This is a genomic window from Candidatus Pantoea rara (assembly GCF_051136265.1).
Classification (GTDB): Bacteria; Pseudomonadota; Gammaproteobacteria; order Enterobacterales; family Enterobacteriaceae; genus Pantoea; species Pantoea rara.
In genome coordinates this window covers 2,892,655-2,918,862 of record NZ_CP194942.1, presented here as the reverse complement: position 1 = coordinate 2,918,862, position 26,208 = coordinate 2,892,655, and the positions used below count along the sequence as shown (strand labels likewise).

25 protein-coding genes and 7 tRNA genes are annotated in these 26,208 nt (G+C 54.6%); 3 read left to right on the top strand and 29 right to left on the bottom strand.

The genetic code is table 11. The annotated features are described in order from the left end of the window. Positions 1-11 precede the first annotated feature (11 nt). Positions 12-215, top strand: coding sequence for a twin-arginine translocase subunit TatE (gene tatE, locus ACR8BF_RS13905; protein ID WP_003854033.1), 204 nt, complete (start codon positions 12-14; stop codon positions 213-215). Positions 216-327: 112 nt separating this feature from the next. Here the strand turns inward: tatE and lipA are convergent, their stop codons facing one another. From lipA to leuS, 13 genes are all read right to left on the bottom strand, one after another. Further along, positions 328-1,293 carry a lipoyl synthase gene (gene lipA / locus ACR8BF_RS13900; protein WP_010258979.1) on the bottom strand — a complete coding sequence of 322 codons (966 nt, stop codon included), beginning with the start codon at positions 1,291-1,293 and terminating at the stop codon, positions 328-330. 169 nt (positions 1,294-1,462) lie between these two features. Further along, positions 1,463-2,122, bottom strand: coding sequence for a lipoyl(octanoyl) transferase LipB (lipB, locus tag ACR8BF_RS13895; protein ID WP_434745137.1), 660 nt, complete (start codon positions 2,120-2,122; stop codon positions 1,463-1,465). An 80-nt stretch (positions 2,123-2,202) separates the two neighbouring features. Further along, entirely contained in the window at positions 2,203-2,466 is a 264-nt protein-coding gene (gene ybeD / locus ACR8BF_RS13890; RefSeq protein ID WP_003854030.1) for a DUF493 family protein YbeD, read from the bottom strand. Positions 2,467-2,566: 100 nt separating this feature from the next. Next, the gene (gene dacA, locus ACR8BF_RS13885; protein WP_090963598.1) at positions 2,567-3,778 is read right to left on the bottom strand and encodes a D-alanyl-D-alanine carboxypeptidase DacA; all 1,212 of its coding nucleotides are present in this window, start codon (positions 3,776-3,778) and stop codon (positions 2,567-2,569) included. Between the two features lie 131 nt (positions 3,779-3,909). Beyond that, positions 3,910-5,001: an endolytic peptidoglycan transglycosylase RlpA gene (gene rlpA, locus ACR8BF_RS13880; protein WP_434745136.1), complete on the bottom strand. Its 1,092-nt coding sequence runs from the start codon at positions 4,999-5,001 to the stop codon at positions 3,910-3,912. A gap of 10 nt (positions 5,002-5,011) precedes the next feature. Then, on the bottom strand, positions 5,012-6,124 hold the full coding sequence (gene mrdB / locus ACR8BF_RS13875; protein WP_179897133.1) for a peptidoglycan glycosyltransferase MrdB: 1,113 nt from the start codon (positions 6,122-6,124) through the stop codon (positions 5,012-5,014). Between the two features lie 8 nt (positions 6,125-6,132). After that, entirely contained in the window at positions 6,133-8,037 is a 1,905-nt protein-coding gene (gene mrdA / locus ACR8BF_RS13870) for a peptidoglycan DD-transpeptidase MrdA (RefSeq protein ID WP_292990037.1), read from the bottom strand. Positions 8,038-8,071: 34 nt separating this feature from the next. Continuing rightward, positions 8,072-8,542 (bottom strand): 23S rRNA (pseudouridine(1915)-N(3))-methyltransferase RlmH, encoded by a 471-nt coding sequence (rlmH, locus tag ACR8BF_RS13865; protein ID WP_031377197.1) that lies wholly within the window; start codon positions 8,540-8,542, stop codon positions 8,072-8,074. A gap of 3 nt (positions 8,543-8,545) precedes the next feature. Further along, positions 8,546-8,863 (bottom strand): ribosome silencing factor, encoded by a 318-nt coding sequence (gene rsfS / locus ACR8BF_RS13860; protein ID WP_010258968.1) that lies wholly within the window; start codon positions 8,861-8,863, stop codon positions 8,546-8,548. 92 nt (positions 8,864-8,955) lie between these two features. Next, positions 8,956-9,600 carry a nicotinate-nucleotide adenylyltransferase gene (gene nadD / locus ACR8BF_RS13855; protein ID WP_434745135.1) on the bottom strand — a complete coding sequence of 215 codons (645 nt, stop codon included), beginning with the start codon at positions 9,598-9,600 and terminating at the stop codon, positions 8,956-8,958. After that, entirely contained in the window at positions 9,593-10,624 is a 1,032-nt protein-coding gene (gene holA, locus ACR8BF_RS13850) for a DNA polymerase III subunit delta (protein WP_434745134.1), read from the bottom strand. The genes nadD and holA overlap by 8 nt, the downstream gene beginning before the upstream one ends. Then, positions 10,621-11,220 (bottom strand): LPS assembly lipoprotein LptE, encoded by a 600-nt coding sequence (lptE, locus tag ACR8BF_RS13845; RefSeq protein WP_179896552.1) that lies wholly within the window; start codon positions 11,218-11,220, stop codon positions 10,621-10,623. The genes holA and lptE overlap by 4 nt, the downstream gene beginning before the upstream one ends. Before the next feature lie 14 nt (positions 11,221-11,234). Continuing rightward, positions 11,235-13,817: a leucine--tRNA ligase gene (gene leuS / locus ACR8BF_RS13840; RefSeq protein ID WP_434745133.1), complete on the bottom strand. Its 2,583-nt coding sequence runs from the start codon at positions 13,815-13,817 to the stop codon at positions 11,235-11,237. A gap of 223 nt (positions 13,818-14,040) precedes the next feature. Here leuS and ACR8BF_RS13835 point away from each other — a divergent pair, with 223 nt between their 5' ends. Beyond that, positions 14,041-14,523, top strand: a complete 483-nt coding sequence (locus ACR8BF_RS13835) for a zinc ribbon-containing protein (protein WP_434745132.1) — start codon at positions 14,041-14,043, stop codon at positions 14,521-14,523. Positions 14,524-14,568: 45 nt separating this feature from the next. On the opposite strand, the gene ACR8BF_RS13830 is transcribed toward ACR8BF_RS13835, so the two are convergent. The 9 genes from ACR8BF_RS13830 to miaB all read right to left on the bottom strand — a co-directional run bounded on the left by ACR8BF_RS13830 (position 14,569) and on the right by miaB (position 23,983). Continuing rightward, positions 14,569-15,294 (bottom strand): amino acid ABC transporter ATP-binding protein, encoded by a 726-nt coding sequence (locus tag ACR8BF_RS13830; protein ID WP_013357105.1) that lies wholly within the window; start codon positions 15,292-15,294, stop codon positions 14,569-14,571. After that, positions 15,295-15,972, bottom strand: coding sequence for a glutamate/aspartate ABC transporter permease GltK (gene gltK, locus ACR8BF_RS13825; protein ID WP_179896547.1), 678 nt, complete (start codon positions 15,970-15,972; stop codon positions 15,295-15,297). After that, positions 15,972-16,712: an amino acid ABC transporter permease gene (locus ACR8BF_RS13820; protein WP_003854005.1), complete on the bottom strand. Its 741-nt coding sequence runs from the start codon at positions 16,710-16,712 to the stop codon at positions 15,972-15,974. The genes gltK and ACR8BF_RS13820 overlap by 1 nt, the downstream gene beginning before the upstream one ends. Before the next feature lie 280 nt (positions 16,713-16,992). After that, positions 16,993-17,889, bottom strand: coding sequence for an amino acid ABC transporter substrate-binding protein (locus ACR8BF_RS13815; RefSeq protein ID WP_179896545.1), 897 nt, complete (start codon positions 17,887-17,889; stop codon positions 16,993-16,995). Between the two features lie 436 nt (positions 17,890-18,325). Beyond that, positions 18,326-19,849 (bottom strand): apolipoprotein N-acyltransferase, encoded by a 1,524-nt coding sequence (gene lnt / locus ACR8BF_RS13810; protein WP_434745131.1) that lies wholly within the window; start codon positions 19,847-19,849, stop codon positions 18,326-18,328. A gap of 4 nt (positions 19,850-19,853) precedes the next feature. Then, positions 19,854-20,735 carry a CNNM family magnesium/cobalt transport protein CorC gene (gene corC / locus ACR8BF_RS13805; RefSeq protein WP_179896541.1) on the bottom strand — a complete coding sequence of 294 codons (882 nt, stop codon included), beginning with the start codon at positions 20,733-20,735 and terminating at the stop codon, positions 19,854-19,856. An 82-nt stretch (positions 20,736-20,817) separates the two neighbouring features. Next, a complete protein-coding gene (gene ybeY, locus ACR8BF_RS13800; protein WP_292990061.1) occupies positions 20,818-21,291 on the bottom strand; it encodes an rRNA maturation RNase YbeY in 474 nt (157 codons plus the stop codon). Beyond that, the gene (locus ACR8BF_RS13795) at positions 21,288-22,349 is read right to left on the bottom strand and encodes a PhoH family protein (RefSeq protein ID WP_314984990.1); all 1,062 of its coding nucleotides are present in this window, start codon (positions 22,347-22,349) and stop codon (positions 21,288-21,290) included. Before ACR8BF_RS13795 ends, ybeY begins: the two co-directional genes overlap by 4 nt. Positions 22,350-22,558: 209 nt before the next feature. Beyond that, complete coding sequence (gene miaB / locus ACR8BF_RS13790) at positions 22,559-23,983, bottom strand: tRNA (N6-isopentenyl adenosine(37)-C2)-methylthiotransferase MiaB (protein WP_179896539.1); 1,425 nt, start codon at positions 23,981-23,983, stop codon at positions 22,559-22,561. Between the two features lie 172 nt (positions 23,984-24,155). On the opposite strand from miaB, the gene ubiF reads away from it, so the two are divergent. After that, the gene (gene ubiF / locus ACR8BF_RS13785) at positions 24,156-25,328 is read left to right on the top strand and encodes a 3-demethoxyubiquinol 3-hydroxylase (RefSeq protein ID WP_434745130.1); all 1,173 of its coding nucleotides are present in this window, start codon (positions 24,156-24,158) and stop codon (positions 25,326-25,328) included. Positions 25,329-25,440: 112 nt separating this feature from the next. Here the strand turns inward: ubiF and ACR8BF_RS13780 are convergent. From ACR8BF_RS13780 to ACR8BF_RS13750, 7 genes are all read right to left on the bottom strand, one after another. Next, positions 25,441-25,515 (bottom strand) — tRNA-Gln (locus ACR8BF_RS13780). A 29-nt stretch (positions 25,516-25,544) separates the two neighbouring features. Next, positions 25,545-25,619 (bottom strand) — tRNA-Gln (locus tag ACR8BF_RS13775). A 6-nt stretch (positions 25,620-25,625) separates the two neighbouring features. Continuing rightward, positions 25,626-25,702, bottom strand: a tRNA-Met gene (locus ACR8BF_RS13770). Positions 25,703-25,724: 22 nt separating this feature from the next. Then, positions 25,725-25,799, bottom strand: a tRNA-Gln gene (locus ACR8BF_RS13765). Positions 25,800-25,833: 34 nt separating this feature from the next. After that, positions 25,834-25,908 (bottom strand) — tRNA-Gln (locus ACR8BF_RS13760). Positions 25,909-25,930: 22 nt separating this feature from the next. Beyond that, positions 25,931-26,015: transfer RNA gene (locus tag ACR8BF_RS13755), tRNA-Leu, on the bottom strand. Positions 26,016-26,024: 9 nt separating this feature from the next. Further along, positions 26,025-26,101, bottom strand: a tRNA-Met gene (locus ACR8BF_RS13750). Between the last annotated feature and the right edge of the window lie 107 nt (positions 26,102-26,208).

Below are 26,208 nucleotides of genomic sequence, written 5' to 3'. Positions count from 1 at the left end.
AAAGGTTAAATATGGAAGGTATCAGTATTGCCAAGCTGCTGATTATCGGTGCGCTTATCGTACTGCTTTTTGGTACCAACAAGTTGCGCTCACTGGGCGGCGATCTGGGCTCCGCGATTAAAGGCTTTAAAAAAGCCATGAAAGACGAAGATACCAGTGCAACCCGAACAACGGCTGAAGACGTGCCGGCAGAGCGCGTCGTTCATAAAGATTAATCGGTTATTTGCTGCAAATAACTGTTACTTTTTATTTCAGACACCCATAAAAAAACCAGGCTGTTTCCAGTCTGGTTTTTTGTTTTTCAGGCTTCACGACGCATTCTCGTGCTTATTTCACTTCTTCGCCTTTAGCCTGCATATCCGCATGATAGGAAGAGCGGACAAACGGACCGCACGCGGCATGGGTGAAGCCCATCGCCATCGCTTCTTCTTTCATCTCATCGAACTCAGCCGGGCTGACGTAGCGCTGAACCGGCAGGTGGTGACGGCTCGGCTGCAGATACTGGCCCAGCGTCAGCATGGTGACACCATGGCGACGGAGATCGCGCATCACTTCAACGATTTCGGCGTTGGTTTCACCCAGGCCAACCATCAGACCCGATTTGGTCGGAATATGCGGATGCGCTTCTTTGAAACGCTCCAGCAATTTCAGTGACCACTCGTAGTTAGCGCCCGGACGCACCTGGCGGTAGACACGCGGTACGTTTTCCAGATTGTGGTTAAACACATCTGGTGGCGTCGCGGTGAGAATCTCCAGCGCGCGATCCATACGGCCACGGAAGTCCGGCACCAGTGTTTCAATTTTGATCGTAGGGTTTTTTTCACGAATCGCACTAATGCAGTCGGCAAAGTGCTGCGCACCACCATCACGCAAATCATCGCGGTCAACCGAGGTGATAACGACGTAACGAAGGCCCATATCGGCAATCGTCTGCGCCAGTTTTGCAGGTTCATTAGCATCAGGCGCGTTGGGACGGCCATGTGCCACATCGCAGAACGGACAACGACGGGTGCAGATTGCGCCAAGTATCATAAAGGTGGCGGTGCCGTGGTTGAAGCATTCGGCGAGGTTAGGGCAGGACGCCTCTTCACAGACTGAGTGCAGTCCGTTTTTACGCATCGCGGCTTTAATGCCCTGAATACGACTGGAGTCAGCTGGCAGCTTGATTTTCATCCATTCCGGCTTACGCAACATCTCCTGCCGTTCAACAGCCACAGTTTTCACCGGGATCAGCGCCATTTTGTCTGCGTCACGATATTTGACGCCGCGTTCCATCTGAATTGGTTTACTCATAAATCAGCAGGTTCCGGTCGGATTGCGATTTGAAAGCGTTCCCAATCAAACCGGGAAGAGGGCTTTCAACTTTATTTGAAAAAAGTGCAAAAATTATATCATCACATCGCCTGTGAAGCAGCCACAGTCAGCACGTATACGTTACATATTTGTAAATTCGCATTCTGCGTTAAGGCTTAACAGGGATATCGTCTGATAACCATTCAACATTTTCATAACCTGACAGCCGTGCAAAGGCGCTGACCAGCAGAGGGCATACCTGCTTCGTCGTCACCTCTGGCTGGAAATTTTTCAACTGGGTCATGCTCATCCCGGCGTAACCACAGGGATTAATGCGCAGGAAAGGTGACAAATCCATGGCCACATTCAGCGCCAGACCGTGAAACGAGCAACCTTTACGGATACGCAATCCCAGTGAGCAGATTTTCTCTTCCCCGACATAGACGCCAGGTGCATCTGCGCGGGCGCGGGCGCTGACGCCGAACTCTGCCAGCGTAGCGATCACCGTCTCTTCCAGAATGGTCACCAGCTGGCGAACGCCGAGCTTACGGCGTTTCACATCGATCAGGACGTACATCACCTGTTGTCCAGGACCGTGATAGGTGACCTGACCGCCACGATCGCTCTGCACCACAGGAATATCGCCCGGCATCAGCAGATGCTCCGCTTTTCCCGCCAGACCCTGAGTAAAGACTGGCGGATGCTCGACCAGCCAGATTTCGTCACGACTCTGGTCGTCGCGCTGGTCGGTGTAGTGATGCATGGCGTCGGAGACAGATTGCCAGTCGCACAGACCGGACTGACGGACAAAGAGGGTTTCAACTGACAAAACGATGGCCCGCTAAAGGAAATAACGCTAAGGATGATGTCGGCAAACCGTCAGGCAAAGGCGCCTTGCCGACGCGTAAATTACAGGACCATCCGCACAATTTCGATGTTGCCCAGCTCTTCATACAGGCGTTCGACCTGTTCGATATGGGTGGCGGTGATAGTGATGTTTACGGAGTGATAGTTGCCTTTGCTGCTCGGCTTAACTTCAGGGCTGTAGTCGCCGGGCGCATGACGTTGCACCACTTCAACCACTTGATCAACCAGCTCCGGTTGCGCCAGACCCATTACTTTGTAGGTAAATGGGGTAGGAAATTCGAGCAGCTCATTCAGTTTGGTTTTCATATTAACTCCGGTGCATAAAAAACAGGCTCCCGCCTGAGCGGGAGCATCATAATATCGTGTAATGGGGGCGAAGGGGTGATTTTTCAATCACCCGTTGCGCTTAACCGAACCAGTGATGGAACATCAGCTTGATGTAATCAACGATACGGCCAAAGAAACCACCCTCAGAGACTTCGTTCAGCACCACCAGTGGACGTTGTTCGATAGTTTTGCCATCCAGCTGGAAGTTGATGCTGCCGACGACCTGGTTTTTCTTCAGCGGAGCATGCAGTTCTGTGTTGGTCAGCACATAGCTGGCTTTCAGATCTTTCATGCGGCCACGTGGAATGGTCAGGTAAGCATCTTTTTCCACGCCCAGTTGCACACGGTCATTATCACCAAACCAGACTGGCTCAGAAGCGAACTCTTTGCCCGCTTTCAGTGGCGCAACAGTTTCAAAGAAACGGAAGCCCCAGGTGAGCAGTTTCTTGCTCTCGGTTTCACGGCCTTTATAGGTATGACCGCCCATCACAGCGGAGATCAGGCGCATCTGGCCTTCGGTCGCTGACGCCACCAGATTGTAACCAGCGGAGTTAGTATGACCCGTTTTGATCCCGTCGACGTTCAGGTTGGTATCCCACAGCAGACCATTACGGTTCATCTGACGAATATTGTTGAAGGTGAACTCTTTCTCTTTATAAACAGCATACTCTTCCGGCACGTCGCGGATCAGCGCCTGGCCGATCAGCGCCATGTCGCGCGCTGAGCTGTACTGACCTTCAGCGTCCAGACCATGCACGGTCCCGAAGTGGGTATTCTGCAGGCCAATCGCTTTAACGTAGTTATTCATCAGGTTAACAAATGCATCCTGGCTGCCGGCGACATAGTCAGCCATCGCAACACAGGCGTCGTTACCAGACTGCAGGACTATCCCACGAGTCAGCTGAGAAACCGGAACGCGGTCGCCTGGCTTCAGGAACATCAGTGAGGAGCCTTTGAACACCGGATTGCCGGTCGCCCAGGCATCCGGGCCGACGGTGACTAAATCGTCCTGATGAATCTTGCCCGCTTTAACGGCCTGACCAATGACATAACTGGTCATCATCTTGGTCAGACTGGCAGGATCGCGGCGTGCATCGGCGTTTTTCTCTGCCAGCACTTTGCCTGAGTTGTAGTCGATAAGGACATACGCTTCGGCATCAATGTCCGGCACGCCCGGAATCATGGTCTTGAGGTTGACGTCATCAGCAATAGCAGCATGGCTGAGAGAAAAAGCGATCAGTGATCCCACTGTCAGGCGTTTCAGCAAACGAGATGATTTCAGCGTGTTCATGTGTAGGACTACAACATCCGTGAGTTTGAGGTTAAAAATGTCACTCATCATACCCAATGCCAGATTATCTGGCACCGCGCATGATGATTGGGTTGTTAGCAGGCTTAACGTACAGCCGTCTGATAAGCACTTCAGCGACGCGTGTTCGTAATAAATGAAGCCGTCTTGCCTTCACTGCTCAGGCGCTGTTGCAGCGCAGCCGCTTCGGTGCGGGAGGCGTAACCGCCAAGCTGAACGCGGTAAACATTGTTGCCCGCGTCTTCAACCTTACCGGGCACGCCATAACGCTGACTCAGGCTTTTCATCATCTGCTGGGCACGCGCCGGATCATTCAGCGCGCCGACCTGCACCACATATCCGCTGGCGGTGCCACCGCTGGCTGCCGGCGCGGCGGCTACGGGAGCTGCGGTGCTGGCTGCCGGTGCGGGACTGGCAGGTGCGGCGGCGGGCGGTTCGTTACCTTCCAGCACGCCGTTCGCTAATGGCTGGGGAGCGCCAAGAAAGCCGCTGCTCTGTACCGGCGCACCCATGTTGTCACCGCTCTGCAGCGTGCTGTTGCTGATAGCCTCAACATTCTGCGCAGGCGGTTCAGATGGCGCTGCGCTGCCGCCGTTCATCACCGCGCCACCACTCAGATCCGGGCGGGCCGGCAGAGAGTAGCTCTGTTTTGCTACCACGGTTCCGATGGTGCCTGGACCCGAGAGCGTTCCGTCTGGTGCGACCTTGATATAGTCGACCCGCACACGCGAATTGTTGGAGATGTTCAGGCGGTCACCGGCAGCCCGCGACAGGTCAATAATGCGTCTTGGCGTATAGGGGCCGCGATCGTTAACCCGCACCACAATCTGACGGCCATTCGCGATATTGGTCACGCGCACATAGCTCGGCAGCGGCAGAGTAGGGTGAGCAGCAGTCAGCGCATCGGGATCGTAAGCTTCGCCGGTGGCGGTGCGGTTGCCCTGCGCCTCTTCACCGTACCAGGTAGCCAGGCCGACTTCGCTGTAGTTCGAAGGATCTTTAATAACGCGGTAATTTTTACCGTTAACGCTGTAATCCTGGCTGGTGCCCGGATTGATCGGCTCATAACGTGGCTCAACGCCTGGAATCTCAACCACCGGTCCATTGTAAGCCGGTTGCGGCGGCGCCGTATTTTGAGGTTCGGGCGTGGTACAGGCCGCCAGAACCAGTGATGCCAGTGCAACGCCAAGCCATTCCTTACGCATCTGCAGCCTCTTAGACACTTTTAGATAACATTTTTCGGTGAGTGTGGATCGACATCACAATGCCAAATCCCGCCATAAGCACAATAAGCGCGGAGCCGCCATAACTGACCAGCGGCAGCGGCACGCCAACTACCGGTAAGATACCACTAACCATGCCAATGTTAACGAAAACATAAACGAATAAAATCAGCATTAAACCACCCGCCATGACGCGACCAAAAGTGGTCTGCGCCCGGGCGGCCACCACCAGTCCCCGCATGATCAGCAGCAGATAAAGGGCAAGCAGCAGCAGCACGCCAACCAGGCCTAACTCTTCGGCCAGAACCGCAAAGATAAAATCGGTATGACGTTCCGGCAAAAACTCCAGCTGAGACTGGGTGCCCTGCAGCCAGCCTTTGCCGCGCAGTCCCCCCGAACCAATGGCGATTTTCGACTGAATAATGTGATAGCCAGCGCCCAGCGGGTCCGTTTCCGGGTCGAGCAGCATCATGACGCGATCGCGCTGATAGTCGTGCATCAGGAAGAACCACAGAATCGGAATAAAGGCGGCGACCAGCAGCACCGCCACGCTAATCAGTTTCCAGCTCATTCCTGAGAGGAAAAGCACAAACAGGCCGGAGGCGGCAATCAGAATCGAGGTGCCGAGATCGGGCTGTGCAGCCACCAGCAGGGTAGGAAGGAAGATTAGGATCAGCGCAATTCCGGTATTTTTCAGCGTCGGCGGACAGACATCGCGGTTAATAAAGCGCGCCACCATCAGCGGCACCGCGATCTTGGCTATTTCCGAAGGCTGAAAACGCACAAAGCCGAGATCGAGCCAGCGCTGTGCACCTTTACTGATCTGCCCAAAGGCATCCACTGCCACCAGCAGGATAACGCAGATAATATAGAGATAGGGCGCCCAGCCTTCATAGACGCGCGGCGGCACCTGCGCCAGCACAATCATGATCACCAGACCCATCGCGATCTGCCCGAGTTTACGCTCCATCATGCCGGGATCCTGTCCACTGGCACTCCAGATCACCACAGCGCTGTAAGTCAGCAGCCCGAGGATGATCAGCATAAACATCGGATCGATGTGGATGCGCATCCAGATCGATCGTTTCTGCGGACTATCTTGCATCGACATGTTTATTCACCTTCATAACCGGGCGGCACAGGGGCGGCGTCCGGCAGAACTGTATTGTTATCACCCAACATAATGTGATCCAGAATCTGGCGCATCACGGTGCCGACAGCCGGACCGGCGCCACCGTTTTCCAGGATAATGGTCACAGCCACCCGAGGTTTGTCATAAGGGGCAAACGCGGTCATTAACTTATGGTCGCGTAATCGTTCAGCAATTCTATGGGCGTTATACGTTTCGTTCTCTTTCAGGCCATAGACCTGTGCCGTACCGGACTTGGCGGCAATTTTATAAGGTGCATCTGCAAAGCTCTTGTGTGCGGTGCCGTTGGGGCGATTCGCCACGCCATACATGCCATCTTTAGCAAGTTCCCAGTAGCCAGAATGGATGTCACCAATCGGGGCCGCTGTGGGCTGGCGATAGGGCACCAGCGTGCGGCCCTCACGGGTGGCGCGCAGCATATGCGGCACTTTGACGACGCCGTCGTTGATCAGAATCATCATCGCTTTGTTCATCTGCAGCGGGGTCGCAGTCCAGTAACCCTGTCCGATCCCCACCGGGATGGTATCACCCTGATACCATGGCTTTTTAAAGCGTTTCAGTTTCCAGTCGCGGGTCGGCATGTTACCGGCGCTCTCCTGCGGTAAATCAATGCCGGTACGGCTGCCATAACCAAATTTATTCATCCATTCTGACAGGCGGTCAATACCCATGTCGTAGGCGACCTGATAGAAGAAGGTGTCGGCAGATTCTTCCAGCGCTTTGGTGACGTTAAGACGACCGTGGCCCCATTTTTTCCAGTCACGGAAACGCTTTTCTGAACCGGGAAGCTGCCACCAGCCAGGATCAAACAGGCTGGTATTACGGTTAATCACACCCGCGCTCAGCGCAGAGACGGCCACATAGGGTTTGACCGTCGAAGCAGGTGGATAGGCGGCCTGAATCGCGCGGTTGTAGAGCGGACGGTTTTCATCTTCCAGCAGTCCACGGTAATCCTTACTGGAAATACCGTCGACAAATAAGTTGGCATCGTAGCTCGGCGTTGAAACCATGGCGAGAATTTCACCGGTGCGGGGATCGCTGACCACCACAGCTGCGCGGCTGCCCGCCAGTAAAGTCTCGACATATTGCTGCAGTTTGAGATCGATCGTCAGATAGATATCACGACCCGCCTGAGGGGACTCCTCGTGCAGCTGGCGAATGACGCGGCCACGGTTATTGACCTCAACCTCTTCAAAGCCAGTTTTACCGTGCAGCAAACTCTCGTAATAGGCTTCAATCCCCAGCTTGCCGATGTCGTGCGTCGCGGCATAGTTCGGCCATATGCCTTCTTTGTCGAGGCGTGCAACGTCACGGTCGTTGATTTTTGAGACGTAGCCGACCACATGCGTCAGCGTGGCACCATAAGGATAGTAACGGCGCTGATAACCTTTCACTTCCACGCCAGGGAAACGGTACTGATTGACCGCAAAGCGTGCCACCTGCACTTCATTCAGACCGGTTTTAACCGGGATGGAGGTGAAACGACGCGAGCGTTTTCGCTCTTTCTGGAAGTTTTCAAGGTCTTCGTCCGTCAGCTCAAGAACCGGGCGTAAATTTTCCAGCGTCTGTTGAAGGTTATCGACTTTTTCCGGAACCAGTTCTGCCTGATAGATGGTGCGGTTCAGTGCCAGCGGGGTGCCGGTACGATCGTAAATAATGCCGCGACTGGGCGCCACCGGCACCAGTTTAATGCGGTTCTGATTGGAGCGGGTACTGTAATCATCAAAGCGAAGAATCTGCAGGTGGTAAAGGTTAACCACCAGGACTGAAGAGAGCATTAAGATACCGACGAAGGCAATAAACGCCCGACGGACAAAGAGTTTCTGTTCGGCGCTGTAATCGCGAAAGGCGTTGCTTTGTAATTTCATCCGCTACTTGTCATGTCTGATGTGGGCTGATCGGTCATTCACGATGATAAGGATGATTTGTCGTTATACTCCAGGCCCGATACAGACTTTCGGCTACCAGCACGCGCACCAGCGGATGGGGCAACGTCAATGCTGACAGTGACCAGCTCTGCTCTGCCGCCGCTTTACAGGCGGGGGCCAGGCCTTCAGGCCCGCCAATCAGCAGGCTGACATCGCGACCATCAAGCTTCCAGCGTTCAAGCTGCTGTGCCAGCTGTGGGGTTTCCCACGGATGACCCGGTATATCCAGCGTGACGATGCGATTGCCTTTACCGACCGCCGCTAACATCGCTTCGCCCTCTTTTTCAAGAATGCGTTTGATATCAGCATTTTTACCGCGTTTACCCGCGGTCACTTCGGTCAGCTCAAGCGGCATATCTTTCGGGAAGCGGCGCAGATACTCCATAAAACCGGTCTGCACCCAGTCAGGCATTTTCGTGCCGACGGCAACAAGTTGCAGTTTCACCGATTAGCCCCAGAGTTTTTCCAGCTCATAAAGCTGGCGACTCTCTTCCTGCATCACATGCACGATGACATCACCCAGATCAACCACGACCCAGTCTGCCGCGCTTTTGCCTTCAATGCCTAATGGCATCAGGCCCGCTAAACGGGACTCCTGCTCGACGTGTTCTGCGATTGAAGTCACATGACGCGTGGAGGTGCCGGTGCAGATGATCATGAAATCGGTGATGCTGGATTTGCCCTGAACGTCGATGGTAACGATGTCCTGGCCTTTAAGATCATCAATCTTATCAATAACGAACTCTTGGAGTGCTTTACCTTGCAAAAGGTTCCCCTTGGAATCTGGTGATATCGGGCCGGCTGTAAGCCCGGAGAGTACAGCCAAAAATTTAAGCGGCGCAGTATATCATGCCCGGATCAGTCGCGATATAAGCCTTCGCGGTCGATATAGTCGATAACCGCGGCAGGCAACAGGTCGTCGCAGGGCTGATTCTGATGGCGACGGCGGCGAATTTCGGTCGCCGAAATATCATAGAGTGGGGTTTCGGCCAGCCAGATATGACCTGCAGGGTGCTGATGCAGTTGCCGGATATCCTGAGCGAGATGCTGATCAAGCCAGTCCGTCATCTCTGGCGAGTCAAACCGGGTTGGATAGCCGGGGCGCTGACATACCAGCAGATGGCAGAGCGACAGCAGATCCTGCCAGCGATGCCATTTAGACAGGCTCAGCAGGGAATCCTGACCAATAATAAAAGCCAGCGGCTGCTCTGCACCGCGTTCAGCGCGCCAGGCTTCCAGGGTGGTGACGGTCCAGGAGGGCGTGTCGCGTTCCAGTTCACGGGTATCAATTTCAAACAGCGGTAAGCCGCGGATAGCGCAGCGCAGCATATCAACCCGCTGAGATGCGCTGGCTTCCGGTTGTGGACGATGCGGTGGCACATTATTCGGCAGCAGCGTCACACGCTGTAAGCCGGTCTGCTGAGCCAGCGCTTCGACCGGGCGCAGATGGCCAAAGTGGATCGGATCGAAGGTGCCACCAAACAGCGCGTGTAACTCAGACATGGGCAAAACTCGTCGGAAAAGCACGACTGCTGATGAGCAGCGTCAGAGTCTGTAACTGCGGCCACACCGGCTGACCATAATCCTGCTTCAGGGTGATCTCAATCTGACTTAGCAGATGAATGGCCCGTTGCAGACGCGTGGCATCCAGTCGCTGAAGTGCGTCGGTGAACAGCGCACGGCGGTTTTGCCAGATACGCTGCTGATCCATCAGGGTGCGCAGCGGCTGCTGGTTCTGATGGCGTTGCAGATGCAGCAGCGTCAGCAGGTCACGCTGCAGCGTACGCAGCAAAATCACGACTTCGCTCTCTTCTTTCTCGAGCTGATGCAGGATGTGCAGCGCACGACGGCTCTTACCCGCCAGCAGGGCACCTACCCAATGGAAGGGCGTGAAGTGCGCGGCATCACTGACCGCCTCTTCAACCCGGGGCAGGGTAAGTTTGCCGTCTGGCCATTGCAGCGAAAGCCGCTCCAGCGCCTGGGCCAGCGCCAGCAGATTACCTTCATAGCAGTAACACAGCAGCTGCACGGCCGCGTCATCCACCGAGAGTTTCAGCGCTTTAGCGCGATTAACGACCCAGCGTGGCAGCTGCGCCTGTTCAGGCGTCTGGCAGGGCACTAAAACCGCAGAGGCGGACAACGCTTTAAACCAGGCGCTGTTTTCCTGCGCTTTGGTCAGCTTTGGCATCCGGCAGATCAGCAGAATATCGGCGTGCAGCAGCTGCGACAGCTTAACCAGCTGCTCGGCCATCGCGGCATTGGGGCCATTATCGGGGAACTGCAGCGTCATGGTCTGACGCTGGGCAAACAGACTCAGCGACTGGCAGCTGACAAACAGGCTCTCCCAATCGGTCTGGGCATCCAGCGTAAAACTGAAATGTTCTTCGAATCCCTGCGTGGTTGCGGCGGCACGGATGGCATCCGTGCTTTCCTGCAACAGCAGCGGTTCGTTACCGGCTAACAAATAACAGGCGCGCAGCCCCTCACGGAGCTGCGCGCTGAGTTGCTCAGGATAAATCCTGATCATTGCAGGCTGGTAGCAGAGGAAGAGGGTGCTTCCTGTGAACCCTGACCCGGCACCGAAATCACGGATGCAGGCAGGGTATCTTTGCTGTTGATCTGTGCAGCATGCACCGTCAGCAGTTTACGAACCAGCTGTTCAGCCGCACGCTGACGCATCTCCTGCATAATCAGATCCTGCTCGGCATCTTTTGCCAGCGCCGCATTCGGGTTATCGAAGAACGAACGATAAACCGTGGTGCTGATTGGATAGATACCTTTGCCCGGCAACAACACCTGCGCAGTGAGGGTCATCACCAGCTGATACTCGGCAGTGGTGCCGCTGATAAAGACCGAAGCCGTGTTACGGCCCTGCGCTTCAGGACCCAGACGTAGCGTCGGAATATCGGTGCGGGTATGTTTATTATCTTCAACAATGGTGACATCGTTGATACGCAGTTGCTGACGCACAGTACGTGCCAGCGGTCCATACGGATCGCCGGTTGAAACAATCAGGGTTTTCAGTTCGCTGGGCACCTGAGTAGTGCCGCGCGGATGAAAACCACAGCCAGCAGTGATCACCACTGCCAGCATGACAAACAGCCTGATAATCGGATGTCGCACAGTTCCTCCTGAACTTAACCTACGACCAGGTTAAGCAGTTTGCCCGGTACATAAATGACTTTACGGATAGTCACGCCGTCCAGATACTTCGCTACCAGATGCTCCTGCGCAGCGCGTGCCTGAACCTGTTCCTGTGAAGCATCGGCTGGCACGGTAATCTTGCCACGCACTTTACCGTTAACCTGCACCACCACCAGCAGTGAATCTTCAACCATAGCGGCTTCATCAGCAACCGGCCAGCTCGCTTCGTCAATGGTGCCTTCGCCACCCAGCGTCTGCCACAGAACATAGCAGGCGTGCGGGGTGAACGGATAGAGCAGACGGACGATGGCCATCAGTGCTTCCTGCATCAGGGCGCGATCCTGTTCGCTTTCCTGCGGGGCGCGGGCCAGTTTGTTCATCAGCTCCATGATCGCCGCGATGGCGGTATTGAAGGTCTGACGACGCCCAATATCATCCGCTACTTTGGCGATGGTTTTGTGTACATCGCGGCGCAGCGATTTCTGATCTTCGTTCAGGCTGTCCACATTCAGTGCCCCGGTCGCACCCTTCGAGGTGTGCTCGTAGACCAGCTTCCAGACACGTTTCAGGAAGCGGTTAGCCCCTTCAACGCCTGATTCCTGCCACTCCAGCGTCATATCCGCTGGTGAAGCAAACATCATAAACAGACGCACGGTGTCTGCGCCGTAGCGCTCAACCATCAGCTGTGGGTCGATGCCGTTGTTTTTCGACTTCGACATTTTGCTCATGCCCGCGTAGATCACTTCTCGACCCTGCGTGTCGGTCGCTTTAACGATGCGGCCTTTCTCGTCACGCTCAACCTCAACGTCAACCGGTGAAACCCAGTTACGCTCGCCGTTGTTACCCAGGTAGTAGAAGGCATCAGCCAGCACCATGCCCTGGCACAGCAGACGTTTGGCAGGCTCATTGGAGTTCACCAGGCCTGCGTCACGCAGCAGCTTGTGGAAGAAGCGGAAATACATCAGATGCATGATGGCGTGTTCAATACCGCCTACATACTGATCGACCGGCAGCCAGTAGTTTGCCGCGGCCGGATCCAGCATGCCTTCCTTGTAGCTGGCGCAGGTATAACGCGCGTAGTACCAGGAGGACTCCATAAAGGTGTCAAAGGTGTCGGTTTCACGCAGAGCTGGCTGGCCGTTTACCGTGGTTTTCGCCCACTCTGGATCTGCTTTAATCGGACTGGTAATGCCATCCATCACCACATCTTCCGGCAGGATTACCGGCAGCTGGTCTTCAGGTGCAGGCATCACGGTGCCATCTTCCAGCGTCACCATCGGGATTGGCGCCCCCCAGTAACGCTGACGTGAAACGCCCCAGTCGCGCAGACGGTAGTTCACTTTACGTACGCCCACGCCTTTTGCCGCCAGTAAATCCGCAATGGCGTTAAAGCCTGTTGCGTGATCCATGCCGTTGAACTCCCCCGAGTTAAACAGGGCACCTTTATCCGTCATAGCCGCCGCGCTGACGTCAGGAATGGAGCCATCCAGGTTGAGGATGACCGGCTTGATTGGCAAATCGTATTTAGTCGCAAACTCCCAGTCGCGCTGATCGTGTGCCGGAACTGCCATTACGGCGCCAGTGCCGTATTCCATCAGGACGAAGTTGGCAACCCAGACCGGAATCAGCTCGCCGGTCAGCGGATGAATAACAGACAGGCCGGTCGCCATGCCTTTCTTCTCCATGGTCGCCATATCGGCTTCGGCCACTTTGGTATTACGGCATTCAGCAATAAAATCGGCCAGTGCCGGATTATTTACCGACGCCTGAGCCGACAGAGGATGACCCGCCGCCACAGCAACATAGGTTGCTCCGATAAAGGTATCCGGGCGAGTGGTGTAGACGGTGACTTTCTCTTCGCTCTCCGCCACGTCGAAAGTGATTTCGACGCCTTCGGAACGGCCAATCCAGTTACGCTGCATGGTTTTGACCTGCTCAGGCCACTCTTCAAGCGTATCCAGGTCGTTCAGCAACTCTTCCGCATAATCGGTGATTTTGATAAACCACTGCGGGATCTCTTTGCGTTCAACTTTTGTGTCACAGCGCCAGCAGCAGCCATCAATGACCTGCTCGTTGGCCAGCACCGTCTGATCGTTCGGGCACCAGTTCACAGCAGAGGTCTTTTTATAGACCAGACCCTTTTCATACAGTTTGGTGAAGAACCACTGTTCCCAGCGATAATACTCTGGCTGGCAGGTCGCCAGTTCACGACTCCAGTCATAGCCAAAGCCCAGCAGTTTGAGCTGGTTTTTCATGTAGGCGATATTGTCGTACGTCCACGGGGCAGGCGCGGTGTTGTTTTTAACCGCAGCGCCTTCCGCAGGCAGGCCGAAAGCATCCCAGCCAATCGGCTGTAGCACGTTTTTGCCGAGCATACGCTGATAACGCGCGATTACGTCGCCGATGGTGTAGTTACGAACGTGGCCCATATGCAGGCGGCCAGAAGGATAGGGCAACATGGAGAGGCAATAGTATTTCTCTTTACCTTCCTGCTCAGTCACTTTAAACGTTTCGTTTTCATCCCAGTGCTGCTGCACACGGGATTCAATTTCTTCCGGGCGGTATTGCTCTTGCATGGCTGCCTGTGGTCCTTTATGAAAAACATTTTTCTGGCTCTAAGATCCGCATAGCATACCCATAAGGCCGCGTATCAACAACACTTCCCACTTTTGGCGGCACGATTTCTGCTGAAAGCGTCAGCCCCTTCACCCTTTTGTAATTCACTGTACAGACGACACGGCAAAAGCAACATTCCGACTAAACTTAGTTCAGCGAGAGTCTGTATTAAAGGAGAATAAAATGAATAAAGTGGCTCAGGAATATCGCGAGTCGTTAGCCGTATTGACCGAACGTCTTCGTCAGGGCGATCGTAACCTTGATGAGCTGATTGCCGGGCGGAGAAGTCAGTTACTGGTACGCGATGATATGTCGGAAAGTGAGATTGACCAGGCGCTGAATTCGGTGCGCCGTGATTTGGGCGAATTTGCACGCAGCTATACCGACGTGGAAGAACCCCTGGCTGATTCACTGTTTATGCGCATTATCCGCGAGAGTGTCTGGAAAGAGCTGGCAGATATCACCGATAAAAGTCAGCTGGAGTGGCGCGAGGTCTTTCAGGACCTGCATCACCACGGGGTGTATCAGAGCGGTGAAATCGTGGGGCTGGGCAATCTGGTGTGCGAGAAGTGCCAGTTTACCCGGTCAATCTACACCCCTGAAACCTTGTCCCGTTGTCCGGAGTGCGGCAACGATCAGTTTCAGCGTCAGCCTTTTGAGCCCTGATAACAAAATCTATGCGGGCCACACTGTGTGACCCGCAAAGCGTGTTTAGTGCAGAATCTTAGCGAGGAAATCTTTCGCACGGTCAGACTGAGGGTTATTAAAGAAGTCATCTTTGTTAGTGTCTTCGATAATTTTCCCTTCATCCATGAAGATCACGCGATTGGCAACTTTACGGGCGAAGCCCATCTCGTGTGTCACCACCATCATTGTCATCCCTTCCTGCGCCAGCTCGACCATCACATCCAGCACTTCGTTGATCATTTCCGGATCCAGCGCAGAGGTCGGTTCATCAAACAGCATCGCGATAGGATCCATGCAGAGCGCACGCGCAATCGCCACGCGCTGCTGCTGACCGCCAGAAAGCTGGCCGGGGAACTTCTCGGCATGCGCTGACAGTCCCACACGCTTCAGCAGCTTCAGCCCTTTATCGCGGGCCGCCGCTTTGTCGCGCTTCAGCACTTTCACCTGTGCCAGCACCAGATTATTAATAATACTCAGATGCGGGAACAGCTCGAAGTGCTGGAACACCATGCCGACCTGGCTGCGCAGCTGCGCAAGGTTGGTTTTTTTGTTATTCACCTCGGTGCCGTTGACCGCAATCACGCCCTGCTGAACTGGCTCAAGTCCGTTCACCGTTTTGATCAGTGTTGATTTACCGGAGCCGGACGGGCCGCACACCACCACTACTTCACCGGTTTTGACTTCGGTTGAGCAGTCGGTCAGCACCTGAAAGTGACCATACCACTTAGAAACATTTTTCAGGCTAATCATTTAAACCGTCCTTTTTCTTTTTAGATAGCTGACCAACAGCGATGCGCTCAGGCTGATAACGAAGTAGACCAGACCTGCAAACAGAACCATTTCAACCTGGGTGCCGTCGCGCTCACCAATGGTGGATGCGGTACGGAAGAAGTCCGCCAGGCTTAAGACATAGACCAGTGAGGTATCCTGGAACAGGACGATACCCTGCGTCAGCAGCAGCGGAACCATTGCCCGGAATGCCTGCGGCAGAATAATCAGTTTCATTGCCTGCCACTGTGTCATGCCCAGCGCCAGTGCGGCATTGCCCTGTCCTCGTGAGATACTGATGATGCCGGCACGAATGATTTCTGAGTAGTACGCCGCTTCAAACAGCGAAAAGGCGACCATGGCTGAAATCAGGCGGATATCGGTTTTAGGCGACAGGCCAAGCACCTGCTGCAGGAAGCTCGGCACTACCAGATAGAACCACAGCAACACCATCACCAGCGGCACTGAGCGGAACAGATTCACATAAATTTTGGCGAACCAGCTGATGGGCTTAAAGGCCGACAGACGCATTACCGCCAGCAGGGTGCCCCACAGAATGCCGAACACCACCGCGGTAATCGTGATCTTAAAGGTAATGACTAAGCCGTTAAGCAGATAAGGCAGGCTGGGTGCAATCGAACTCCAGTCAAAATCGTACATTACTTGCCTCCCGCATTGCCTGGCAGCCGGACCTTGCGCTCGACCAGACTCATCAACAACATAATTACCAGGTTAATCGCGACATAGGCCAGCGTAATGGCGGTAAAGGATTCATAGGCGTGAGCAGAATAGTCGAGCAGTTTGCCCGCCTGCGCTGCCATATCAACCAGACCAATGGTGGAGGCGATAGCCGAGTTCTTTACCAGGTTCAGCATTTCCGAGGTCATCGGCGGGACAATCACGCGATACGCATTGGGCAGCAGTACATAGCGATAGGTCTGTGGCAGGGTTAATCCCATCGCCAGGCCGGCATTCTTCTGTCCACTCGGCAGTGACTGAATCGCCGCGCGCACCTGCTCGCAAACGCGGGCGGCGGTAAACAGGCCAAGACAGATCATGGAAGAGAGGAAGAACTGAATGTTGGGGTCCAGCTCAGACTTAAACCACATGCCGAGGTTTTCACCCACCAGTTCGGGCGCCACCAGATACCAGAAGAAGAACTGGACGATCAGCGGAATGTTACGAAACAGTTCGACATAGCAGGTGCCAATGGTCGACAGCAGGCGATTCGGCACGGTGCGCAGAATGCCGAAAAATGAACCCACGCAGAAGGCGATAATCCAGGCGCAGCAGGAGACGGCTATCGTCACCTGAAAACCGGACCACAGCCAGCCGAGGTAGGTCGTGTTACCGAACGGGGCCTGTTCGAGGAAAATGCCCCAGTTCCAATCGATACCCATAACGAGCTCCGGAAAAAAAGGGTAGCTAAGCTACCCTGAAGATTGATGAACGGCGTTTTATGTCCTGACTCAGGGGAACGACCCGTGTCAGTCTGTCTGTCCATGCCGCGGTTTCAGCAATCGAGAGGGCAGCCAGGCCGCCCTTGTTATACCCGTTGTTATTCAGGCTGCATTTTTGTTGGCTACGTTGACTCACACAAATCTCTTACCGGAGTAAGCGATTCGGGATTCACTTTCCTGCCACCTCAATGCAATCTGAAATCCATTAGGTATTTTGTTGTTAATTGAGTGCTTTGTCGTTTGGCGTTTTGAACAGCGCTTTCATGTCATCTGACAGGTCAAAATTCATGTTCAGGTTCTTTGGCGGGATTGGCTTTTTGAACCAGTTCCCGAACCATTTTTCTGCCTGACCTGAGGTCTGAGCTTTAGCGATGGTTTCATCCACCAGCGCTTTGAACTGCGGATCATCTTTACGCAGCATGCAGCCGTAAGCCTCTTTGGACTGTGGCGTGCCTAAAATCTCCCAGTTGTCCGGCTTTTTAGCTTTGGCACGTTCACCTGCCAGCAGGGCATCATCCATCATAAAGGCCACGGCACGACCGGTTTCCAGCGTACGGAAGGAGTCGCCATGATCTTTTGCGCTGATAATGCGCATATCCAGTTTCTGTTCATCGTTGAGTTTGTGCAGCAGCACTTCAGAGGTTGTTCCTGAGGTCACCACCACAGTTTTGCCTTTCAGGTCGGCGAAATCTTTGATCGGGCCATCTTTCTTAACCAGCAGACGGGTGCCGATGACAAAAATGGTGTCAGAGAAGGCAGCCTGTTTCTGGCGCTCGAGGTTATTAGTCGTCGAGCCACACTCATAATCGTAAGTGCCGTTTTGCAGCAGCGGAATACGGTTTTGTGAGGTGATTGGAATCATTTTGACCTGCAGGTCAGGCTTGTTCAGCTTCGTTTTAATGGCTTCCACGATGGCATTTGAGTAATCCTGTGAATAGCCGACGACTTTTTGCTGGTTGTCATAATAAGAAAAGGGAACTGATGATTCGCGATGCCCGACCACAATGACGCCATTGTCATTAATCTTCTTCAGGGTGCCGCTGAGATCTTCCGCCTGGGCCGCTCCCGCCGCTGCGCTGATCAGCAGAAGAGATAATGCCACTTTGCGTAGTTGCATGTTCCAACTCCTTCGTATGAAAAAGGCACAGGATATAACCTGCGCTGATTATGATGTTGTGTCTGTTTTCTGCTGCATTTCTGCTCATTCTGCGGAGTAAACGGGCGCAGAAGAGTCACTAACATAGCGGATTGTTAACGCAATGAAACAAAAAAGTTTCTTTTTTGCGAGGTGATCCGCACCAAAAAAAGGCAATTTTTCCACACTGCGCGTTAACGGTGCAGGAGATAGGACTGTTTTGGTGCAGCCCGCCTCGCGGCAGCGCCTGTAATCAGGCTGTTAGCGAAAAACAGTGAAATATTTTGCAATCATCGTGCCAGAAAGCGGTGTAGGGTGAGAAAGGCAGCAGAGTCTGCGGTCAGTGGAAGTGATACAGGCTGGGGAGCAAGCAAAGAAAAAAGGCGAAGCCTGGGCTTCGCCTTTGCTATTTAAGAGATTATCGACGTCGACGCAACAGGGCTATCAACGCGGCCAGCAGCGTCAGTGACCACACAGGCCAGATGCCTGCCCGCGCATACGGCGTTTCCCCTTGCGTTGGTGTGACCTTGCTGGTCAGCACACCGCGGGTAAACTGCGGTAGCATGGCTTCCACATCACCGCTGGCATTGACCACCGCCGTCACGCCATTATTGGTACTACGCAACAGCGGACGACCCAGTTCCAGCGCACGCATCCTCGCCATCTGGAAGTGCTGCCAGGGACCGATTGAGTGACCAAACCAGGCATCGTTCGAAACAGTCAGCAGGAAGTTGGTGTCTGGATGGAAATTGGCCCGCACCTGTTCACCCAGCACGATCTCATAACAGATGGCGCTGGTCAGGTTGTAGCCCGCTACGTTCAGTTGCGGCTGAAGATAGTTTCCACGACTGAATGCCGACATCGGCAGATCAAAGAACGGGGCCAGAGGACGCAGCAGATCGGCCAGCGGTACAAACTCGCCAAACGGCACCAGATGGTTCTTCTGGTAGCGATTACCGCTGAAGTAGTTGTAAGGCGCCTTACCACCCAGCACGATCACAGTGTTGTAATCGTGATAACGGTTCTGTTCCAGCCGGGAGTCCACGATGCCGGTGACCAGCGAACTGCCGCGCTCACGCAGTTCATCATCCAGCGAACGCAGGAACGGCTGCTGATTACTCTCAAGATCGGTAATGGCCGATTCAGGCCAGATAATGATCGGCGCTTTGCCTATCAGCGGCTGACTCAGACCGTTATAAATGCGCAGGGTCGTGAGCAATTGCTGCGGGTCCCACTTCATGGACTGCGGGATGTTTCCCTGCACCAGCGCCACTTCAACCGCACGTCCGGGCATCGGCTGAACCCACTGGATGTAGCGCAACGGCCACGGCAGGGCTAGCAGCAGCAGTGCTGCGACCAGACTTCTGACATTGCGCTGCTGCAGGGCATAAGCCAGCAGTCCAGCCACCACCATCAGCAGGAAGGTCAGCGTCTCGACGCCCACCAGCGGGGCCAGCCCTTTTAACGGGCCATCAATCTGGCTGTAACCAAACTGCAGCCACGGAAAGCCGGTCAGCACCCAGCCGCGCAGGAACTCGGTCATTTGCCATAATGCCGGTGCGGCCAGCGCCAGTCGCCACAGCGTTGTACGCGGCCACAGGCGATTCAGTACGCCGGCAAACAGCGCCGGGTAGATCGCCAGATACGCCGCCAGCAATGCCACGATAAAGACATTGACCGGGCCAGGCATGCCGCCAAAGGTGGCGACACTGACGTAAACCCAGTTGATGCCGCTGCCGAACAGACCCAATCCCCAGACAAAGCCGATCGCGGTGGCCTGTGGGCTGGAGCGGTTCAAAGTCAGAAGCTGTAAGCCGCACAGCGAAAGCAGCGCGGCGGGCCAGAAATCGTAAGGAGAGAAGGCGAGGGTGCCAACTGCACCCGTTATTAAAGCTAGCAGCAGGCGAACCCGCTGGCGCGGGTAGAGTGAGGCTAAAGCCATAGACTTATTCGTCTTCCAGTTGAGGTTGTGGCGAATTTTCCGGAATAGTCACGTGAACCTGAATGATGCGGCGGCTGTCAGCCATCGCCACCTTGAACTGGTAACCCTCAATGTCGATGCTTTCACCGCGAGCAGGCAGATGGCCGAAGCCCTGCATCACCAGACCACCAATGGTGTCGACTTCATCATCGCTGAACTGCGTGCCAAACACCTCATTGAAATCTTCAATGGCGGTCAGTGCGCGCACCGTAAAGGTGTGACGGTTGAGCTGACGGATATCACGATCTTCTTCATCGTCATACTCATCTTCAATCTCACCGACGATCAGTTCCAGAATGTCTTCAATGGTCACCAGACCGGAGACACCACCAAACTCATCAATAACGATCGCCATATGGTAGCGCTGGGAGCGGAACTCTTTCAGCATCCGATCTACACGCTTACTTTCAGGCACAACCACCGCAGGACGCAGTACTTTCTCAATGCTGAAAGGCTCAGATTCGCTGCTCATAAACGGCAACAGATCTTTCGCCATCAGAATCCCTTCCACATGATCTTTATCTTCGCTGATCACCGGGAAGCGGGAATGAGCGGACTCAATGATGACATCCAGACACTCTTCGAGGCTCTGATTACGTTTCAGGGTGATCATTTGCGAGCGCGGGATCATGATGTCACGCACGCGCTGCTCCGCAATATCCAGAACCCCTTCGAGCATGTCGCGGGTGTCCTGGTCAATCAGCTCTTTGTTATTCGAGTCGCGGATCAGCTCCAGTAGCTCATCACGGCTTTTCGGTTCGCCGTGGAAGAGTTGGTTGATCAACAGGGAGAAAAATCCCTTTTTACTACTGGGTGCATCGCTGTTTTGAGAATGGTCGTCGCTCATGGCGGTTTTTAAAGATCTCTCTGGTGAGGAATAGGTGCTGTCAGCAAACTGTGCTGACAGCCGGATAGCCAGAATGGAGGATTCAGGCGTCTTCTTTCTCCGAAATGTACGGATCAGGATACCCAAGAGCAAGCATTATCTCGGTCTCCAGTCCTTCCATCTCGTCAGCTTCGTCATCTTCAATATGGTCGTAACCCAGCAGATGCAGCGTGCCATGTACCACCATATGCGCCCAGTGGGCTTCAACGCTTTTACCCTGTTCAGCGGCTTCCTGCTCAACCACCTGGCGGCAAATGATCAGATCGCCCAGCAGCGGCAGCTCAATACCCGGCGGCGCTTCAAACGGGAAGGAGAGAACGTTGGTTGGTTTGTCTTTGCCACGATAAGTCAGATTAAGATCATGACTCTCCGCTTCATCAACCAGACGCACGGTTACTTCGCTGTCGGGCTGGAAAGGAATGACAGCGGCTGACAGCCAGCGATGAAACTGGCTTTCATCCGGCAGGTCAGCCGTATTCTCACAGGCGACCTGCAGGTCGAGAATAACCTCGCTCATTTGTTCTCCTGCGTGGCGCTCTGTGCAGCCAGCGCTTCGCGTTTACGCTCTTCGGCCTGCTGGTCACGGCGGGTCTGATCGGCCGCTTCCCAGGCTTCATAGGCGGTAACAATGCGGGCAACGACGGGATGGCGCACGACATCTTCGCTATGGAAGAAGTTAAAGCTGATCTCTTCAACGTCCGCCAGCACCTCAATGGCATGGCGCAGGCCCGACTTGACGTGACGCGGCAGGTCAATCTGGGTAACGTCGCCTGTAATAACCGCTTTTGAGTTAAAGCCAATACGCGTCAGGAACATCTTCATCTGCTCGATGGTGGTGTTCTGGCTCTCATCAAGAATGATGAACGCATCATTTAAGGTACGACCGCGCATGTAGGCCAGCGGGGCAACCTCAATGACATTGCGCTCCATCAGCTTTTCTACCCGCTCGAAGCCAAGCATTTCGAACAGGGCATCGTAGAGCGGGCGCAGATAAGGGTCGACTTTCTGGCTCAGGTCACCTGGCAGGAAGCCGAGTTTTTCACCCGCTTCTACTGCAGGGCGGGTCAGCATGATGCGTCGAATCTCCTGACGCTCCAGTGCATCAACGGCTGCGGCGACCGCCAGATAAGTTTTACCGGTACCGGCCGGGCCGACGCCAAAGGTGATGTCGTGGTCAAGCACATTTGCGATGTACTGGGCCTGGTTTGGTGTGCGCGGCTTAATCACACCACGCTTGGTCTTGATATTGACCGCTTTACCGTACTCCGGCACGCTTTCAGCGGTTTGCTCCAGTACCCGGCTCTCTTTGATGGCCAGGTGAATCTGGTCAGGCTCGATATCCGGGATATCACCACGCATCGGCGCGGTGTCGACATACAGGGTTTTCAGAATATCTGCGGCGGCATTGACGCAAAGTGGACGTCCCACCAGCTTAAAGACGTTGTCGCGGCGATTGATCTCAATGCCCAGACGACGCTCAAGCTGTTTCACATTATCGTCGAAAGGCCCACACAGGCTCATCAGTCGACGGTTATCAGCCGGTTCAAGGGCGATTTCACGAGTTTCGATATTCAAACGAATCCTTTGGGTCACTCAGGGCCAGTTATGGGGTGTGTCTGACGCACCGTTGGGCTTAACCGGATGCACCATAACAAAATTATTTATGCCGTAACGCCTGGGCGCAAGCTTAAGGAAAGATATTTGGGCGACACTTTCAGAAACCAAGTGGTGCAGAGTGAAATTGGCGGCAACGCGATGCGCGCTGCCGCACAGTATAGCAGGCATCACGGCTGGAACAGACTCACGCCGATTTCGTTTTCTTTACGGGTACGGGCAATCACGGACGCCGGGCTTTCTGCCATACGCAGACCCATCTCATCTTCTGTGCGCACCAGTATGCCGCGCAGCGAATTGGTGTAGACATCAACGATTTCCACATCCACAAAGCGGCCAATCATCTCAGGCGTACCTTCGAAATTAACCACGCGGTTATTTTCAGTGCGGCCAGAGACTTCCATCACGTTCTTGCGGGAGATGCCTTCCACCAGAATACGCTGCACGGTGCCCACCATGCGGCGACTGATCGCCTGCGCCTGCTGGTTGATGCGGTCCTGCAGGATCCACAGACGCTGCTTTTTCTCCTCTTCGCTGACATCATCTGGCAGGTCAGCGGCGGGCGTGCCGGGACGGGCAGAGTAGATAAAGCTGAAACTGACGTCGAAATTGATTTCGGCGATGAGTTTCATGGTCTGCTCGAAATCCTGCTGCGTTTCACCGGGGAAGCCGATAATGAAGTCGGAGCTGATCTCAATATCCGGGCGCGCTGCGCGCAGCTTGCGGATAATCGCCTTATATTCCAGGGCGGTATGGGCACGCTTCATCAGCGTCAGAATACGGTCTGAGCCGCTCTGAACCGGCAGGTGCAGGAAACTGACCAGTTCCGGGGTATCGCGGTAAACCTCAATGATGTCGTCGGTGAACTCAATTGGGTGGCTGGTGGTGAAACGAATACGGTCGATGCCGTCGATGGCAGCAACCAGACGCAGCAGCTCCGCGAAGGTACAGATTTCACCATCAAAGGTGGCACCCCGGTAGGCGTTGACGTTCTGGCCCAGCAGGTTAACTTCACGCACACCCTGCGCCGCCAGTTGAGCGATCTCCAGCAGAATGTCATCGCTGGGACGGCTCACTTCCTCGCCGCGCGTGTAAGGCACCACGCAGAAAGTACAATATTTGTTGCAGCCTTCCATGATGGAAACAAAAGCTGTCGGGCCTTCTGCGCGCGGTTCCGGCAGACGGTCAAATTTCTCGATTTCCGGGAAGCTGATGTCGACCACCGGGCTTTTGGTGCCGCGCACCGTGTTGATCATCTCCGGCAGGCGATGCAGTGTCTGCGGACCAAAAACGATATCGACGCAGGGTGCACGCTGGCGGATATGATCCCCTTCCTGCGACGCCACACAGCCACCCACGCCAATAATCACATCCGGATTGCGCTCTTTAAGTTTTCTCCAGCGTCCCAGCAGATGGAACACTTTCTCCTGCGCTTTCTCACGAATTGAACAGGTGTTCAGCAGCAGAATATCCGCCTCTTCAGGGACCTCGGTCAGCGTATAGCCGTGCGTACTGTTCAGCAGATCAGACATCTTGGATGAATCATACTCATTCATCTGACATCCCCAGGTTTTGATATGCAGTTTTTTTGTCATCGCGCTAGCCATTGATTCAGTGCAGTGAAGTGAGGGGGGCGTATTGTAATGCTTTGATGCTGTGGTGACCAGCCTGAGGGCTTTTCTGCCAGCCATCGCGTTTTCCGGTACACTTTGCTCTATTCAGACCCGTGTTGCGCAGGCTTGCGGGAATCAGAGAGGGACATAAGCAATGCAGGATAATCAGTTTGATGTCGTGATTGTCGGCGGTGGCATGGTTGGTGCTGCGCTGGCCTGTGGACTGACACAACAACATTTTCGCGTGGCGGTGATTGAGCGTGCCGAACCCGCTCCATTTGATGCCGATAGCGATCCCGATCTGCGAATTTCAGCGATTGGTTCCTCTTCGGTGGCTTTACTGAAGAGACTTAACGTCTGGCCACGGGTAGATGCGATGCGCAGCGCGCCTTATCGCAGGCTGGAAACCTGGGAGTGGCAGACGGCGCAGGTGAGTTTTGATGCGGCCTCGCTGGGCCTGCCCGAACTGGGCTTTATGGTCGAGAACAGCGTGCTTCAGCGGGCATTATGGGAGGAGATGCAGTCGCTGGGCGTGACATGCTATTGCCCGGCCACACTGGAGAACCTGCAGTCAGAAAATGGCGGCTGGCGCGTTGATCTTAACGACGGCGTGGCCTTACACACCCGGCTGGTGGTTGGTGCAGATGGTGCAAACTCTCAGGTGCGGCAGATGGCGGGCATCGGGATTCATGGCTGGAGTTATGCGCAGTCCTGTCTGCTGATCAGCGTGACCTGCGAACATCCGGCAGGGGAGGCCACATGGCAGCACTTTACACCGCAGGGACCGCGCGCCTTCCTGCCGCTCTATGGCAATCGGGCCTCGCTGGTCTGGTATGACGCACCAGCAAGAATCCGTCAGCTGCAGGCGATGCCGATGGCCCAGCTGGAAAAAGAGATTGCCAGCCACTTCCCGGCGCGGCTGGGACGTTTTAAAGCCCATGCGGCAGGTGGCTTTCCGCTGGTGCGCCGCCATGCTTCACGCTATGTTCTGCCGGGACTGGCGCTGGTCGGAGACGCCGCGCATACCATAAACCCGCTGGCCGGGCAGGGCGTGAATCTGGGCTATCGCGATATTGATGCGTTGATTGATGTGCTGGTCAGCGCACGCGGTGCGGCGGAGGACTGGGCGTCGGAGCGCATCCTGCAGCGCTATCACCGGCAGCGTCGTAAAGACAATATGCTGATGCAGGGCGGCATGGATCTTTTTTATTTCGCCTTCAGCAATCAGCTGGCACCGCTGCGGTTTGCGCGTAATCTCGGACTGATTGCTGCCGAACATTCCGGTGTGCTGAAGCGGCAGGTATTGCGTTACGCACTGGGTTTATAGCCGATTACGCATTGAGGCTCGCCGCAGGGCGGGCCAGAAATCAGGAAGCGATCAGCGTTTGGGAAGGTACAAAAACAACAAAGCCCGCAAAAGCGGGCCTGGTTGTGCAATTTGGCTGGGGTGCAGGGATTCGAACCCCGGAATGCTGGTATCAGAAACCAGTGCCTTACCGCTTGGCGACACCCCAATTATGGTGTTTTTCAAATTGTCTTTATATGGCTGGGGTGCAGGGATTCGAACCCCGGAATGCTGGTATCAGAAACCAGTGCCTTACCGCTTGGCGACACCCCAATTATATGGTGGCTACGACGGGAATCGAACCTGTGACCCCAGCATTATGAGTGCTGTGCTCTAACCAGCTGAGCTACGTAGCCAAATTTTACTGCATTTCAATGATGGCTGGGATACCTGGATTCGAACCAGGGAATGCCGGTATCAAAAACCGGTGCCTTACCGCTTGGCGATATCCCATTCGTCCGTTCTCAGCATCAAGAATCATCGAAATTGGCTGGGATACCTGGATTCGAACCAGGGAATGCCGGTATCAAAAACCGGTGCCTTACCGCTTGGCGATATCCCATCCACGCTGCCGAATAATGAAATGGTGCGGGAGGCGAGACTTGAACTCGCACACCTTGCGGCGCCAGAACCTAAATCTGGTGCGTCTACCAATTTCGCCACTCCCGCAAAAAAAGATGGTGGCTACGACGGGAATCGAACCTGTGACCCCAGCATTATGAGTGCTGTGCTCTAACCAGCTGAGCTACGTAGCCATCTTTTTTTCGCGTTACCTTCATCGGCGTTGCGGGGCGCATTATGCGGAGTTGACCAGACAGCGTCAACAAGTTTTTTACCGTTTTTTGCCAGATAATTGCTGTTT